Annotated in this window: 14 protein-coding genes; all 14 read left to right on the top strand. The window is 52.4% G+C overall.

Annotation, left to right across the window (positions count from 1 at the left end; all coding sequences use genetic code 11):
* Positions 1-122 precede the first annotated feature (122 nt).
* The 14 genes from C7820_RS12655 to C7820_RS12590 all read left to right on the top strand — a co-directional run bounded on the left by C7820_RS12655 (position 123) and on the right by C7820_RS12590 (position 14,797).
* The gene (locus C7820_RS12655; protein WP_116231210.1) at positions 123-1,409 is read left to right on the top strand and encodes a competence/damage-inducible protein A; all 1,287 of its coding nucleotides are present in this window, start codon (positions 123-125) and stop codon (positions 1,407-1,409) included.
* Between the two features lie 333 nt (positions 1,410-1,742).
* Entirely contained in the window at positions 1,743-2,804 is a 1,062-nt protein-coding gene (gene recA, locus C7820_RS12650) for a recombinase RecA (protein ID WP_076167984.1), read from the top strand.
* 141 nt (positions 2,805-2,945) lie between these two features.
* Positions 2,946-3,740, top strand: a complete 795-nt coding sequence (locus C7820_RS12645) for a regulatory protein RecX (protein ID WP_116231209.1) — start codon at positions 2,946-2,948, stop codon at positions 3,738-3,740.
* A gap of 326 nt (positions 3,741-4,066) precedes the next feature.
* A complete protein-coding gene (gene rny / locus C7820_RS12640; protein WP_076167981.1) occupies positions 4,067-5,608 on the top strand; it encodes a ribonuclease Y in 1,542 nt (513 codons plus the stop codon).
* 70 nt (positions 5,609-5,678) lie between these two features.
* On the top strand, positions 5,679-6,473 hold the full coding sequence (locus C7820_RS12635; RefSeq protein WP_089550131.1) for a TIGR00282 family metallophosphoesterase: 795 nt from the start codon (positions 5,679-5,681) through the stop codon (positions 6,471-6,473).
* A gap of 131 nt (positions 6,474-6,604) precedes the next feature.
* Positions 6,605-6,865, top strand: a complete 261-nt coding sequence (locus C7820_RS12630; RefSeq protein WP_006286829.1) for a stage V sporulation protein S — start codon at positions 6,605-6,607, stop codon at positions 6,863-6,865.
* A 162-nt stretch (positions 6,866-7,027) separates the two neighbouring features.
* The gene (locus C7820_RS12625) at positions 7,028-8,023 is read left to right on the top strand and encodes a dipeptidase (protein ID WP_116231208.1); all 996 of its coding nucleotides are present in this window, start codon (positions 7,028-7,030) and stop codon (positions 8,021-8,023) included.
* 185 nt (positions 8,024-8,208) lie between these two features.
* Positions 8,209-8,781: a phosphate propanoyltransferase gene (gene pduL / locus C7820_RS12620; protein ID WP_116231207.1), complete on the top strand. Its 573-nt coding sequence runs from the start codon at positions 8,209-8,211 to the stop codon at positions 8,779-8,781.
* Positions 8,782-9,012: 231 nt separating this feature from the next.
* Positions 9,013-10,575: a tRNA (N6-isopentenyl adenosine(37)-C2)-methylthiotransferase MiaB gene (gene miaB / locus C7820_RS12615; RefSeq protein WP_116231206.1), complete on the top strand. Its 1,563-nt coding sequence runs from the start codon at positions 9,013-9,015 to the stop codon at positions 10,573-10,575.
* Positions 10,576-10,607: 32 nt separating this feature from the next.
* Positions 10,608-11,051, top strand: coding sequence for a YlbF/YmcA family competence regulator (locus C7820_RS12610; protein WP_076167971.1), 444 nt, complete (start codon positions 10,608-10,610; stop codon positions 11,049-11,051).
* A gap of 318 nt (positions 11,052-11,369) precedes the next feature.
* Complete coding sequence (locus tag C7820_RS12605) at positions 11,370-11,771, top strand: PaaI family thioesterase (RefSeq protein ID WP_116231765.1); 402 nt, start codon at positions 11,370-11,372, stop codon at positions 11,769-11,771.
* A 193-nt stretch (positions 11,772-11,964) separates the two neighbouring features.
* Entirely contained in the window at positions 11,965-12,717 is a 753-nt protein-coding gene (locus tag C7820_RS12600) for an NUDIX hydrolase (RefSeq protein ID WP_076169533.1), read from the top strand.
* 14 nt (positions 12,718-12,731) lie between these two features.
* Positions 12,732-13,280, top strand: coding sequence for a cysteine hydrolase family protein (locus C7820_RS12595; RefSeq protein ID WP_116231205.1), 549 nt, complete (start codon positions 12,732-12,734; stop codon positions 13,278-13,280).
* 65 nt (positions 13,281-13,345) lie between these two features.
* On the top strand, positions 13,346-14,797 hold the full coding sequence (locus C7820_RS12590; RefSeq protein ID WP_116231204.1) for a nicotinate phosphoribosyltransferase: 1,452 nt from the start codon (positions 13,346-13,348) through the stop codon (positions 14,795-14,797).
* Positions 14,798-14,953: the final 156 nt, after the last annotated feature.

Below are 14,953 nucleotides of genomic sequence, written 5' to 3'. Positions count from 1 at the left end.
AGGGATATCCTATTGCTTTTTCTTTCCACCAAACGCTGTGGTACGGATAGGCTAAAAACGTGTAAAGTGTTCAATATAGGTATATCCATTCTACTTTACGATAACAGGGAGGCCAATCAAGGATGAAAGCAGAAATCATTGCAGTCGGTACGGAGCTGCTGCTTGGACAAATCGTGAATACCAACGCGCAGTACTTGTCGCAGGAGCTTGCGGCAATGGGAATAGACGTCTATTACCAGACGGTCGTCGGCGATAACGCCTCGCGGCTTCAGGGTGCCATTGAGCTTGCTTCGCAGCGCGCGGATATCCTGATCCTGACCGGAGGCATCGGCCCGACCCAGGACGACCTGACCAAGGATGCCCTGGCCGCGCATGTCGGCCGCTCCCTGCACATTGACCGGCTGGCGATGGATCAAATCGAAAGGTTCTTCGCAGGGCGGGGGATCAACATGACGGAGAACAACCGCCGCCAGGCGCTCGTCATCGACGGCAGCACGCCGCTTCCGAATGAAACGGGATTGGCCGTTGGACTTGCGCTTGCCCAGGAGGATAACTTCTACATCGTTCTGCCTGGTCCTCCAAAAGAGATGAAGCCGATGTTCGACCAGCAGGCGAAGCCGTGGCTCCTTCAGCACGCCTTGACCGACGAAATGCCGATTTACTCCAAAATGCTGAAGTTTGCCGGTATCGGCGAATCGCTGCTGGAGGATCGGCTTCTGGACCTGATCGACGGGCAGACCGATCCAACGATCGCTCCTTATGCGAAGGAGGGAGAAGTGACCGTACGCATCTCCACCAAAGCGCCTACAGAGCTGGAAGCCATGGAGAAACTGAATGCGATGCAGGGGCAAATTCAAAGCCGGCTCGCAGATCATATGTACGCCAGCATGGACGTGCCGATCGAACGGATCATCGTTGACATGATGGCGGACCGCGGGATTACGCTGAGCGCCGCTGAGAGCTGCACAGGAGGCATGCTGATGGAGAGCATTACGTCCATTCCGGGCAGCGCCACCATGTTCCTGGGAGGGATCGTCTGCTACTCCAACGAGATGAAGGAGAAGCTGCTGCATGTCCCGCATGCGCTGCTGGAGGGAGACGACGCACCGGGAGCGGTGAGCGCCGAAGTGGCCGAGGTGCTTGCCGAGAACGTGCGGATGATCACGGACAGCGACTTCGGCTTATCCGTCACGGGTGTAGCGGGGCCGGGGTATTCCGAACGCAAACCGGTCGGCCTCGTGTACGTCGGGATCGCCCAGCGCGGACAGAAGACCGAAGTGTTTGAGCTGAAGCTGAACGGCAACCGCGAAACGATCCGGGTCCGCTCGGTCAAAACGCTGCTGTACCGGTTGTGGCAAAGACTGGTATCTACCGATCCGGCCACCGGGGAGTCCAAGGATCAGGTTTGAAGTTGTGCAGCCGTCCGCCAGGCGGTATAATATAACCATACGGAAGAACCGTGCAAAAATAAGTTTGCCGCGGTTCTTTTTCTTATGGTTGGAGGAGGGTGGAAGCCTGTTCCAGTTCGGACTCTAGCATCCGATCATCATAGAAGAACAAACGCCTTCGGGGGACCCACACATTTGGCGGGCTTTCCTTGCGGCGGTTGGTTTAAGGTACGGCGGCATGATGATGAGAGGAGAATGCCCGGCAAAAAAACGAATGTATGTTCGAAAAAATGCTTGGCAAACGTTCCAAAACAAGGTATCATAATAGTATAAACGGTGAAGGATGTGAGTTTATTGTCAGATCGTCGTGCTGCGCTTGAAATGGCGCTTCGTCAAATAGAGAAACAATTCGGTAAAGGTTCGATCATGAAACTCGGTGAGTCGACACATATGCAGGTGGAAGTTGTTCCCAGTGGCTCCCTGGCTCTAGATATAGCACTTGGTATTGGCGGACTTCCAAGAGGCCGCGTTATTGAAGTATATGGACCGGAATCTTCCGGTAAGACGACGGTGGCCCTCCATGCCATCGCTGAAGTACAGAAAGTCGGTGGACAAGCTGCTTTCATCGATGCGGAGCATGCGCTTGATCCTTCGTATGCCAACAAGCTTGGCGTCAACATTGACGAGCTGCTGCTGTCTCAACCGGACACCGGTGAGCAGGCGTTGGAAATTGCGGAAGCCCTCGTACGCAGCGGCGCCGTTGATATTATCGTCGTGGACTCGGTTGCCGCGCTCGTACCGAAAGCGGAAATCGAAGGCGAAATGGGTGATTCCCACGTAGGTCTGCAGGCTCGTCTGATGTCCCAGGCACTGCGTAAGTTGTCCGGTGCGATTGCGAAGTCGAAGACGATTGCGATCTTTATCAACCAGCTTCGTGAGAAAGTCGGCGTCATGTTCGGGAATCCGGAGACGACTCCGGGTGGCCGTGCGCTGAAGTTCTATTCTTCCGTTCGTCTGGATGTACGCCGTATTGAGAGCATCAAGATGGGCAATGATGTCGTGGGTAACCGTACGCGGATCAAGGTCGTCAAGAACAAGGTGGCGCCTCCGTTCAAGCAGGCGGAGATCGACATCATGTACGGCGAAGGCATTTCCAAGGAAGGCAGCATTATCGATATCGGTACGGAATTGGATATCGTCAATAAGAGCGGTGCCTGGTACTCCTATGAAGGTGAGCGCCTGGGTCAGGGCCGCGAGAATGCGAAGCAGTTCCTGAAAGAAAATCAGCCTATTTCGGAAGCGATCGAGAACAAGATCCGTGAGGCAAGCAATTTGACGACGACGGTGAGCGCGCCGACCGCAGAGGAAGCGGCGGCTGAGGAACGCGAAGAACAGGAATTGTTAGAACTGGAATAGGGTTGTCGTTTGAAGTCGTATTGTGAATAAAGACTATAATGAGGACGCTCCGTGATGACCTGTCACTGGGCGTCTTTTCTCATATAGAGGGTGCGGTGCTGTTACAGGATGACATTGAACACGTGATGGGATGTGAGAGAGATGCGAAAAGGAAATAGCCATGAACATCAGGAAGGGCAAGGGATTCATAAAGAGCAGGGAATCCATGAAGGACAGGGAATTCATGAAGAACAGGGAATTCATGAAGGACTGGCCGGGTTCCCGGACGATGAAACCCTTTGGATCACGGAGGTAGAGCGTCTGGCCAAGCCGAGAGGGCGTTATTTGATATCGTTCGGACCCTACACCCTTTCCGTCCACGAAGACGTCCTCGTGAAGTACCGGATGGTCAAGGGGAACGCCTTTACGAAGCAGGAGCTGGAGGAAATCGTCGTAGCGGACGAGCGGCAGCAGGCTTATGTCGAAGGCTTAAAGGCGCTGGAGCGGAAGCCGCGGACACGCAAGGAAATTGAAATGAAACTGCGGCAGAAAGGCATCGAAACGGGATCGATTGAGTATGCGCTGAACCGGCTGGTGGAAGAAAGGCTGGTGGACGACGAAAGCTATGCCAGGCAGTGGGCGCAGCAGCGAATCAGGAACCACCGCAAAGGCAAGGCCTGGATCAGACAGGAGCTTCAGCAGAAAGGCGTCGATAAGTCGATTATATCCGAGGCGCTGGCCGAAGTCAGTTCCGATCAGGAATTTGAAGCAGCCCTGGCAGCCGGCCGAAAGAAATGGAACCAGACGAAGGGTGAAGCCGCCGATCGCAAGCGCAAAACGGGGGCATATTTGATGAGGCGGGGATACTCCGGAGAGCAGGTCCGAAAGGTCATCAATCAGCTGCTCAAGGAAGACGCTTATCCCGATGATGAAGAGGAATATTTTTCATTCGACTGAGGAAGAAGTTGACACAATATGAAATGCCCTCTCTTGACAATATCTTTTCACAAATACTAAAATGAAGAGGAATCTATTCCTGTAAAAAGCTCTTTTTTCCTTCCAAAAAAAGGTTTTTTATTGAAAGATTCTAATTTCTCTCCAATTCATATGAACTACCCCCGCCTTATCCCGCCTCTAGGGTAGCACGGGTTTTGTACAACCTTCCCATGGGGAAGTTGTGCAGATGAAAAATGATTGAAGTACGTATGATGAATTGAAATGAATGGACAACTGTAGAAGATCCCAAGGAATACCTTGGAGGAACCAACGAGGAGGTGAACTGAATGCCTATATGGCTATGGGTCGTTCTCGTTGTTGCCGCATTGTTCTTGGGGTTCGTGATTGGATATTTTATTCGCAAATCTCTTGCAGAGGCTAAAATTTCTAGTGCTGAAGAAGCTGCTGTACAAATCGTGGAAAACGCGCGTAAGGAAGCAGAAGCACTGAAGAAGGAAACGGTACTGGAGGCTAAAGACGAAGTACACAGAATCCGGACCGAAGCTGAAAAAGACACTCGTGAGCGTCGAAATGAAATTCAACGGCAGGAAAGACGATTGTTGCAAAAAGAAGAGTCGCTGGATAAAAAAATTGAATCGCTTGAACGTAAAGAAGAGCAAGTGGCCAACAAGGAGAAACGCATCGAAGAAACTCAACAGCAGATCGATTTGATTTACAAAAGCCAGGTCACGGAGCTGGAACGCATTTCCAGTTTGACCATGGAAGACGCACGAAGCATTATTTTGAGCAATGTAGAGCAGGAAGTTCGCCATGAAACCGCTCAAATGATTAAAGATATTGAGCAGCAGGCGAAAGAAGAAGCTGACAAGAAATCCCGTGAAATCGTAACGCTCGCCATCCAGCGCTGCGCTGCAGATCATGTGGCGGAGACCACCGTATCTGTGGTGACGCTGCCGAATGAGGAGATGAAGGGACGGATTATCGGGCGTGAAGGCCGTAACATCCGTGCACTGGAAACTCTGACCGGTATTGACCTCATTATTGATGATACGCCTGAAGCTGTAATTTTGTCGGGGTTTGATCCGATCCGCCGGGAAATTGCCCGGACCGCTTTGGAGAAATTGGTAGCAGACGGACGCATTCATCCCGCTCGGATTGAAGAGATGGTGGAGAAATCCCGTAAAGAGGTTGATGAGCGGATTCGCGAGTATGGCGAACAAGCGACATTTGAAGTGGGAGTGCATGGTCTGCATCCGGATCTGATCAAAATTTTGGGACGGCTCAAATTCCGTACCAGTTATGGTCAGAACGTGCTGAAGCATTCCATGGAAGTGGCTTATCTGTCCGGTCTGATGGCCGGAGAGCTCGGCGAAGATATCGTATTGGCCAAGCGTGCAGGCTTGCTGCACGACATCGGTAAAGCGCTGGATCATGAAGTGGAAGGCTCACATGTTGAAATCGGCGTGGAGCTGGCCAAGAAATACAAGGAACATCCGGTGGTTATCAACAGTATCGCATCCCACCATGGCGATGTAGAGGCAACTTCGGTCATCGCGATGCTGGTTGGCGCAGCCGACGCCTTGTCAGCTGCTAGACCGGGAGCGCGCCGCGAAACGCTCGAAACGTATATCAAGCGTTTGGAGAAGCTGGAGGAAATCTCCGAATCGTTCGAAGGCGTCGAGAAATCGTTCGCGATTCAGGCAGGACGCGAGGTCCGCGTTATGGTTCAGCCTGAGAAGATCGATGATGCCGAAGCATTCCGGCTGGCTCGGGATATTACGAAGACGATTGAGAACGAACTGGATTATCCGGGACATATCAAAGTGACGGTCATCCGCGAGACACGCGCGGTTGAATACGCGAAATAATGTAAATGATGAAAAGTGGCCGCTTTGGGGGCCACTTTTCATATTTGTTCATCTTAAGGAGGAGACCAACATTAACGTATTATTTATTGGAGATATCGTAGGCAGTGTAGGCAGAAAGGCGCTTAAAGCGACGCTGCCGTCGTTAAAAACGAAGTATAACCCTCATATCATCATTGCGAACGGCGAAAATGCCGCTTCCGGCCGAGGGATTACGCAGTCGATAGCCAAAGACTTTTTCGATTGGGGTGTCCATGGGATTACGCTGGGCAACCATACGTGGGATAACAAGGAGATTTTTGACTTTATCGACGACGAACCGCGCATGGTGAGACCGGCCAATTTTCCGCCGGGGACGCCGGGATTGGGACATACGATCATTAAAGCGAACGGCAAAGAACTGGCCATTGTGAATTTGCAGGGACGTACGTTTCTGCCGGCTATTGACTGTCCGTTTCGGGCCAGCGACGACATTGTCGACCAGCTCCGCAAGAAGCACAAGCATATTCTTGTTGATTTTCATGCCGAAGCCACATCCGAGAAAATCGCCATGGGCTGGCATCTGGACGGCCGTGCTTCGATCGTCGTAGGAACACATACCCACGTGCAGAGCAATGATGATACTATTTTACCGAACGGAACGGCCTATCTCACGGATGCCGGCATGGTCGGTCCTAGAGAAGGCATTTTAGGCATGGAACGCGATGCGGTACTCCGCAAATTCAAAACACAGCTGCCGGTCCGGTTCCAGGTCGACAACGGAAAATGGCACTTCCACGGCGTATTTGTCCAGCTGGACGATGCAACCGGCAAGGCGCTGAAAATGGAAAAAATTCGGATTCTCGAAGACGATTGGATCATGGATTGACCGAGTTTTCCTCTGAGACTATTGGCGGATTTATGGCTGAAAAATTGTCAGAAAGAAGGAATTATTTCCGGACTCCCGAATAACATCTAGTAAGTGGAAGCTTATCATCATTCCCAGGGGAGGTACTTACCATGGAAGTATTAAAAGTTTCAGCAAAGTCCAATCCAAATTCTGTTGCCGGTGCTCTGGCAGGCGTGCTTCGTGAACGCGGGGCGGCTGAACTGCAAGCCATCGGAGCAGGCGCACTCAATCAAGCGATTAAAGCGGTAGCCATTGCCCGGGGATTTGTAGCACCCAGCGGAGTAGACTTGATTTGTATTCCAGCCTTTACGGATATCGTTATTGACGGGGAAGACCGAACGGCGATCAAGCTGATCGTAGAGCCCAGATAAGGGAAATGGCAGCATATGCCATCATTTGATGAAACCTGTTTATTGATATAAGCTGAATGAAGCCGGATTAGAGGTGCTCGGCGAGCACCCGGACTTTGATTCAGTTTATATGGGATAGACAGGTTTTTTTGCTTGCGTACCGCGGAAAGGAGAGGCATTAGCATGACAATTCCGGTGGTGGATTATCATTGTGATGTATTAAGTAAAATGGTGAAGGATAAAAGCATCTCCTTTGCAGACGATCCGAAGCTGGATGTGACCTACAACCGTTTGCAGGAAGGAGGGGTGGCGCTGCAAACCTTCGCCATCTTTTTGTCCGAGGAACGGGGGATTCCCCGCTTTGAGCATATATTGGATCAGATCGACGTGTTTACCTCCCGCGTCGTTCCCGCGCAGAAAGGCGTCCGGTGGATGAAATGGAGAGAAGACGCAGCCTCGCTGGAGCATGCCGTGAAGGCGGCGGAGCAGCTCCCGCTTCAAAGCCACGCCCTTCAGCCGTGGGGGCTGCTGTCCGTGGAGGGCGCCGACGGATTCGAGGGAAACTTGTTTTATGTCAAAGTGTGTTATGATCTGGGCGTGAGGTTCCTTGGGATTACGTGGAATCATGCGAACTGGGCTGCCGACGGCGTTATGGAGAAGCGCAAGGGAGGCTTTACCGAAAAAGGGAAACAGCTGATTGAGCTGTGCAATGAAACCGGTTTGCTGCTGGACGTATCCCATTTATCGGAGGCCGGGTTTTGGGAGCTGGCCGAACGATCGAAACGGCCGTTTATCGCTTCCCATTCCAACGCAAAGACGGTGTGCCCGCACCCCCGCAATTTGAACGATGAGCAGATTCGGGCGATCGCAGCGATGGACGGGCGCATCGGAATTACGTTTGTGCCGTATTTTGTAAAAGAAGGTCCAGGGCCGGTCGTTCCTGCAGATGTTCTTCCCCATATTGAGCGGATGTGCGAGCAGGGAGCGGGTAACATGCTCATGTTCGGCTCCGATTTTGACGGCATCGAAACTTGGATTCAGAATTTGGAGCATCCCGGACGCTATCCGGCGTTTATCGATCTGTTGCTTGCCCGCTATCCTGAGGATTTGGTCAAAGGATGGATGTCGGGCAATGCGCTCTCTTTTCTGAGCAGGCATCTTCCAGCTAAACCGGTTTGATTCGGGTGGAATTAAACCATGTTTTGGCAATACGAAGCAGACATTTTGACAATCTTGTAGCAGAATGGCAGGAAATGCATGAAAGTTGGAATGAAAGCGGTGACGTCTTTTTCTTTTTTGGGTAAAAGGATGTATAATGAGTCTGGCCTGTACAGAACATAGAGAAAATTTAAGGAGTGATCCACGTGAGTAAAACTGTACCTGTAGGCGTGTCCGCACGACATATCCATCTTACCCAAGAACATATTGAAGCTTTGTTTGGTCAAGGCTATCAGCTGACCGAATTTAAACCGCTATCCCAACCCGGACAATTCGCCGCCAATGAAACGGTGGCCGTTATCGGTCCGAAGGGTCAATTTGATAAGGTTAGAATTTTAGGGCCTGCCCGTTCGGCAAGCCAGCTGGAAATTTCCCGTACGGATTCTTTCGCCATCGGCGTGAAAGCTCCGGTCCGTGAGTCCGGAAATATTGAAGGAACCCCAGGCATTAAGGTAAAAGGCCCGCAAGGCGAGATCGAGCTGGAGCAGGGCGTGATCGTTGCTGCTCGTCATATCCATTTTCACACGAGCGACGCACAAAGCTGGGGCATTGCCGACAAGCAGCAGCTGAAAGTGCGCATCGGCGGCGAGCGCGGTCTGGTGTTTGAAAACGTCATTGCACGCGTATCCGATTCGTTTGCGCTCGACATGCACATCGATACCGATGAGGCCAACGCAGCCGGTGCCAAAACCGGAGATACGGCTGAAATCATTGACTAACAACGACTGACCAGGCCGGCAGGCCTGTAGAACGGGGGAGCGATCCTCCGTTTTTTTGTTGTTTAACCAGCGGCGTGATGCACGAAAGATGTCTTTCGATTCAACGATTCGGCTATGCTTATACATAGATGGAAGTCCCGGCAATCAGTAGATATGCCATTAGGTTCATGCTATAATTTATTAGAATGTCGTTTAACAGGGGTTCCCTGGGTTAAAGGAGTGGTCAACAGCATGGCGAAGGAAACGAAGGATTACTCCAAATATTTTGATTTCTCCGATGCCAAAGTTCTGTCAGAGGACGAATTCGGAAAGAAGATCCGGATCAAGGGCCGTGAGATTCATATTATTTCGGAGCCTAACCATAGACAAAGCAAGAAACGGCGCAAGGAAGACGTTCAAGTGCTGTATGAGAACGCGGTGCCGGAAGAGCTTCAAGGGATTGGAGCAGGGAAGCATTATATCGTGTACACGTTCGGCTGCCAGATGAACGAGCATGACTCCGAGACGATCAAGGGCATGCTGGAGATGATGGGCTACACCGCTACCGAAGACCGCAAGGAAGCTGACATCATTCTGCTGAACACATGCGCCATCCGTGAGAATGCAGAAGACAAAGTGTTCGGCGAGCTCGGCCATCTCAAGCATCTGAAGACGGAGAAGCCCGATATGCTGCTTGGCGTTTGCGGCTGTATGTCTCAGGAAGAAGGCGTCGTCAACCGGATTATGCAGAAGCACGGCTTCGTGGACATGATCTTCGGTACGCACAATATTCACCGGCTGCCGATGCTCATCAAGGAAGCGCTGTTCAGCAAAGAGATGGTCGTGGAAGTGTGGTCCAAAGAAGGCGACATCATTGAGAACCTGCCGAAGAAGCGTGAAGGACTGCGGGCGTGGGTCAATATTATGTACGGCTGCGACAAGTTCTGTACATACTGCATCGTTCCGTTTACACGAGGGAAAGAGCGCTCCCGCCGGCCGGAAGACGTGATCGCCGAGGTTCGCGATTTGGCGCGCCAGGGCTTCAAGGAGGTTACCCTTCTCGGCCAGAACGTGAACGCTTACGGAAAGGATTTTGACGATATCCGGTACACGTTTGCCGACCTGATGGACGATATCCGCAAAATCGATATCCCGCGCGTCCGGTTTACAACGTCACATCCGCGCGACTTCGACGATCATCTGGTGGAGGTCCTCGGCAAAGGGGGCAACCTCGTTGAGCATATCCATTTGCCGGTGCAGTCGGGCAACAACGAAATTCTCAAAATCATGGGCCGGAAGTACACCCGCGAAATTTACCTGGAGCTGGTTCGCAAGCTGAAGGCAACCGTGCCAGGATTGGTGCTGACGACCGACATCATCGTCGGCTTCCCGGGCGAAACCGAAGAGCAGTTCGAGGATACGCTGAGCCTGGTGCGCGAAGTCGGTTTTGACTCGGCTTACACCTTTATTTATTCCCCTCGGGAAGGTACGCCGGCGGCCGTCATGGAAGACAATGTGTCCATGGAAGCGAAGAGCGAGCGCCTGCAGCGCCTGAACCGGACGATTGAGGAGTACAGCCGCAAGAGCCACGAAAATCTTCGCGGGCAGATCGTCGAGGTGCTGGTGGAAGGCGAGAGCAAAAACAACGCCTCCATCCTGGCGGGAAGAACGCGCACCAGCAAGCTCGTCCATTTTGAAGGCGGCAAGGAATTGATCGGCAGCTTCGTAAACGTCAAAATTACGGATGCGATGACGTGGTACATCAAAGGCGAAGTCGTGGATGTACCGCAGGCCGAGGCAGCGATAACTCAGTAAATTCCATAACAGAATAGGGGTATTGAACCAAGATGGAGAAGGGTCATATCAATAAATACGGCATGATGTCTTATGATACGAAGGATCTTGTGATCCGCGACGATATTATGTCCAAGGCCAAGGAACTGGCCGAACTGATTTCCGGAAGTGAAGAAGTGCAGCAATTCCAGAAGGCGGAGGAGAAAATCCGCAATCATGAGCGCGTACAAAGCCTCATTGCCACTATCAAGAAGAAGCAGAAAGAGATCGTGGCCTTTGAATCCTTCCAAAATCAGGAAATGGTTGCCAAAATCGAGAAAGAAATCGAAGCGCTGCAGGATGAGATCGATGCGATTCCTCTCGTGAACGAATTTCAGCAAAGCCAAAGCGATATTAACTATTTGCTGCAGCTGGTCATTTCCGTCATCCATGATACGGTATCGGAAAAGGTCAACGTGGAAGCGGGAACGGAAGCGCCTCCTTCCAGCTGCGGCTAACCTTTACAAGGCTGCGGACGAGACGTCCGCGCCTTTTTTTCAAATGCAGATCGCATGGCTTTCGTGGTTTCGCTGAGTACCAGAATAACATCGGAGCGAAGGCCCCACGCCGCTGTGGGGTTCTTTTTCGTCATCGGAAAACGCGGGAATTCAAGCCCGGCTGCAGGTTATTCAGCCGAGTCATGGGATAGAGCAGACGAATTTGGTTAAACATGAACGTAAACAGTTATCGCTGACAACATAGAGCCACGAAGGCGGCTCCTCCAGCAAGGGATGCTGGGGGAATACGCGAAAAATGACAGCATGGGGGAGACGACAATGAACGCATTGGAACAAATGGTTGCCCGGGGACAGGATTCGTTCTGGGCGTATCTCGGCTGCGAGCTGGTATCCGCAAACAAGGAAGAAGTGGTCATTGCGCTGGATGCCAAGCAGCACCACACCAATTCTATGGGCATCATCCATGGGGGCGTGCTGACATCCTTGATGGACCAGGCGATGGGGATGGTAGCGACGGCGGCTAAAAATATCGACAGCTGTGTTACTACCGACATTAACGTGCACTTTATGAACGCGATGGTTCCGGGGAGATTAACGGTGACGGCCAAGGTGCTGCACGAAGCGGGCCGGTCTCTCGTCACCGAAGCAAAAATTAATGACAGTGAAGGCACTTTGGCTTGTATGGCGACGGCTACGTTTCGGGTAGTAAACCGCAAGTAGCCATTAACGGGGGATCCTTGCTTTCTTATGCAGGACCAAACAAACAGAACGCGGCTTACACAACATAGACAGAATGACTTGACTTTTTTTATCTATAGCTCATAATGAAAGTATCAAAAAGATGTTATGTGGTGATAAGATGACTGAAAATGAGAAAGCAAGCGGCAGACCGAAAGAGAAGACCGCCGAGGAGATGGGGTACTCCCCGAAGAAGTACCGCACGCCTGACGGTGTACCCGCGGACATTGTCATGTTTACGCTGACCAAGCGCGAGCGCAAGACCGTGACCAAAACACTGCCGATCCGGGAGCTCAAGGTCATGCTGATCCGCCGGAAGTCGTGGCCGTTCGCGGGGATGTGGGCGCTGCCCGGAGGATTCTGCCAGGAAAGCGAATCGATCTATGACGCGGCAAAGCGTGAGCTTAAGGAAGAAACCGGCGTCGACGGCGGACACCTCGAGTATTTAGGCGTATACAGCAAGCCGGGAAGAGACCCGCGCGGCTGGATTATCAGCAATGCCTTCTTCGCCCTGGTGGAAGAATGGATGCTGGAGAGCAGACAGGCGGCGGACGATGCCGGCGAGGTTGGCCTGTTCGGCATCGATGAGGTGCTAAACGAACTGGAGCTGGCCTTTGACCACCGGGAAATCATCCAGGATGCGTACCACCGGATTCAGCAGCAGATGCTGCATTCCACGATTGCGCGCCAATTTTTGCCCGAGCAGTTTACGTTAAGCGAGCTGTACCAGGTCATCCAGACGGTCGTTCCGGAATTCAGCGAGCCGAATTTTATCCGTAAAATAACGTCTACGCGCAGCCGGCAGGGGATCCTCGAAGAAGTACGCGACGAGAACGGAAAGCCGCTGAGCTCCAACCAGTATTCCCAGCGACCGGCACAGCTGTACCGGTTCACCGATTACGTGCCGCTGCTGTCCATTTATACCTAAGGGAGTGAAGGTAGATGAAAGCACTGATCGTTATCGATTTTACGAATGATTTTGTCGACGGAAGCCTGCCAGTAGGCCAGCCTGCGGTAGATATCGCGCCGGCGGTAGCCGCCATCACGAAAGACTTCATTGATCGCGGCGACTGGGTCGTCATGGCTGTGGATCTGCATGAGAAGGACGATCCTCATCATCCGGAGACGAAGCTGTTTCCTCCCCACAACCTTCGCGGCACGCAGGGAAGGGAACTGTACGGCCCGCTGGAGAAGGTATACAACGACCATCGCGATGCGATTTACTGGATGGACAAAACGCGGTACAGCGCTTTTTGCGGAACGGATCTCGAACTCAAATTGAGGGAGCGCGGCATCACCGAAGTGCATCTGATCGGGGTATGCACCGATATTTGCGTGCTGCACACCGCTGTTGAGGCGTACAATAAGAGCTTCGGCATTACGGTGTACGAAGACGCTGTAGCCAGCTTCAACCCGGATGGGCATACGTGGGCATTGCAGCATTTTAAAAACAGTTTGGGTGCGCAGGTTGTCAAAGGAGCAGAGCAGTAAAGACGATGGCCCGGGACACCGGGCCTGCCTGATATGACAGGCGTACCAGCAAGGAGGAACTCGGGATGCAGACGATGGGTCTGGCCTTACACACGGATAAATACCAAATCAACATGATGTACGCGCATTGGGTGAACGGCTCGCACCGGCAAAAGGCGGTGTTCGAGGCGTACTTCCGCAAGCTTCCCTTCGGAAACGGGTATGCGGTTTTTGCCGGCCTGGAGCGTATCGTGCATTACATAGCCAATCTCCGGTTTACCGATGAGGATATTAAGTATTTGTCCGAGCAGGAAGAGAATTACGATTCGGCGTTTTTGGAGGAACTCAAGCAGTTCCGGTTTTGCGGCACGCTGCACTCGATGAAGGAAGGCGCGCTCGTCTTTCCTAACGAACCGTTGGTCCGCGTGGAAGGCACCATTATGGAAGCCCAGCTGGTGGAAACGGCGCTGCTCAATTTCATGAATTTCCAGACGCTGATTGCCACCAAGGCGTCGCGAATCAAGCAGGTTGCGGGCGATGATATTTTGCTCGAATTCGGTACGCGCCGGGCGCAGGAAGCCGATGCGGCGGTATGGGGGGCACGGGCCGCTTATGTGGCTGGTTTTCACGCAACCTCCAATATGCTCGCTGGAGAGAAATTCGGCATCCCGACAAAAGGAACGCATGCCCATTCATGGGTTCAGACCTTCGAAAGCGAACAGGCGGCCTTCGACGTTTATGCCAAGGTCATGCCGGATCAAGTGACGCTCCTCGTGGACACGTACGACACGCTCAAGAGCGGTGTGCCGCATGCGATCGAAACGGCCAAGAAGCTGGAGGCCATGGGCAAGAAGATGAACGCCATTCGTCTGGACAGCGGTGACCTTGCGTATCTGTCGATCAAAGCGCGCGAAATGCTCGATCAGGCCGGATTGAACTATGTGAAGATCGTGGCCTCAAATGACCTCGACGAGAATACCATTTTCAACTTGAAGGCGCAGGGGGCACGGATTGATACCTGGGGCGTAGGCACTCAGCTGATTACGGCAGCCGACCAGCCGGCGCTGGGCGGCGTTTATAAGCTGGTGGAACGCGAAATTAAGGGCGAGATGGTTCCGACGATCAAAATATCGGGCAATCCCGAAAAAGTATCGACACCGGGCAAAAAGAACGTCTACCGGATCGTGGACCGGGTCAGCGGGAAAGCAACGGCGGATTACATCGCCTTCCCTGGCGAGGAGAAGCCGCATGACGGCCTCCGTCTGAAGCTGTTTAATCCGCAGCACCCGTATTTGCAGAAATATGTAAAAAACTACGATGCCATTGAAATGCTCACACCGGTGTTTGAGAACGGCCTGCTGGTGTATAAACTGCCTTCGCTGGATGAAATCCGCGAATACCACCGGGAGCAGATGGATTTATTTTGGCCGGAATACTTACGCAAGCTGAACCCGGAAATTTACCGCATCAATATCAGCGAGAAAGTATGGGACTTGAAGCAAAAGATGGTGGCCGAATATATGCAGCAGGATGAGTAGCTGCGCAACGAGCCGATGAGGGGGGGACCAAGGGTCGCCCCTTTTTTATATATGAGACTGTATTAGTCTCTGGATACCGTCAGACTTACCGCTTAACCAATAATAATATCGAGACGGGTTCTTCTTGTGCGGATATTTAGGGTGGGAAGCAGGACA

Origin of the sequence: Paenibacillus sp. VMFN-D1, from assembly GCF_003386155.1 — a bacterium.
In the GTDB taxonomy this organism is placed as follows: Bacteria; Bacillota; Bacilli; order Paenibacillales; family Paenibacillaceae; genus Paenibacillus_AQ; species Paenibacillus_AQ favisporus.
This window is presented reverse-complemented; position numbering and strand designations above follow the sequence as displayed.

Excerpts from the sequence above, each read along its gene's own strand:
- C7820_RS12655 (WP_116231210.1), top strand. The coding sequence starts at position 123 with ATGAAAGCAGAAATCATTGCAGTCGGTACGGAGCTGCTGCTTGGACAA.
- C7820_RS12645 (WP_116231209.1), top strand. The coding sequence starts at position 2,946 with ATGCGAAAAGGAAATAGCCATGAACATCAGGAAGGGCAAGGGATTCAT.
- rny (WP_076167981.1), top strand. The coding sequence starts at position 4,067 with ATGCCTATATGGCTATGGGTCGTTCTCGTTGTTGCCGCATTGTTCTTG.
- C7820_RS12630 (WP_006286829.1), top strand. The coding sequence starts at position 6,605 with ATGGAAGTATTAAAAGTTTCAGCAAAGTCCAATCCAAATTCTGTTGCC.
- C7820_RS12625 (WP_116231208.1), top strand. The coding sequence starts at position 7,028 with ATGACAATTCCGGTGGTGGATTATCATTGTGATGTATTAAGTAAAATG.
- miaB (WP_116231206.1), top strand. The coding sequence starts at position 9,013 with ATGGCGAAGGAAACGAAGGATTACTCCAAATATTTTGATTTCTCCGAT.
- C7820_RS12610 (WP_076167971.1), top strand. The coding sequence starts at position 10,608 with ATGGAGAAGGGTCATATCAATAAATACGGCATGATGTCTTATGATACG.
- C7820_RS12605 (WP_116231765.1), top strand. The coding sequence starts at position 11,370 with ATGAACGCATTGGAACAAATGGTTGCCCGGGGACAGGATTCGTTCTGG.
- C7820_RS12600 (WP_076169533.1), top strand. The coding sequence starts at position 11,965 with ATGGGGTACTCCCCGAAGAAGTACCGCACGCCTGACGGTGTACCCGCG.
- C7820_RS12595 (WP_116231205.1), top strand. The coding sequence starts at position 12,732 with ATGAAAGCACTGATCGTTATCGATTTTACGAATGATTTTGTCGACGGA.
- C7820_RS12590 (WP_116231204.1), top strand. The coding sequence starts at position 13,346 with ATGCAGACGATGGGTCTGGCCTTACACACGGATAAATACCAAATCAAC.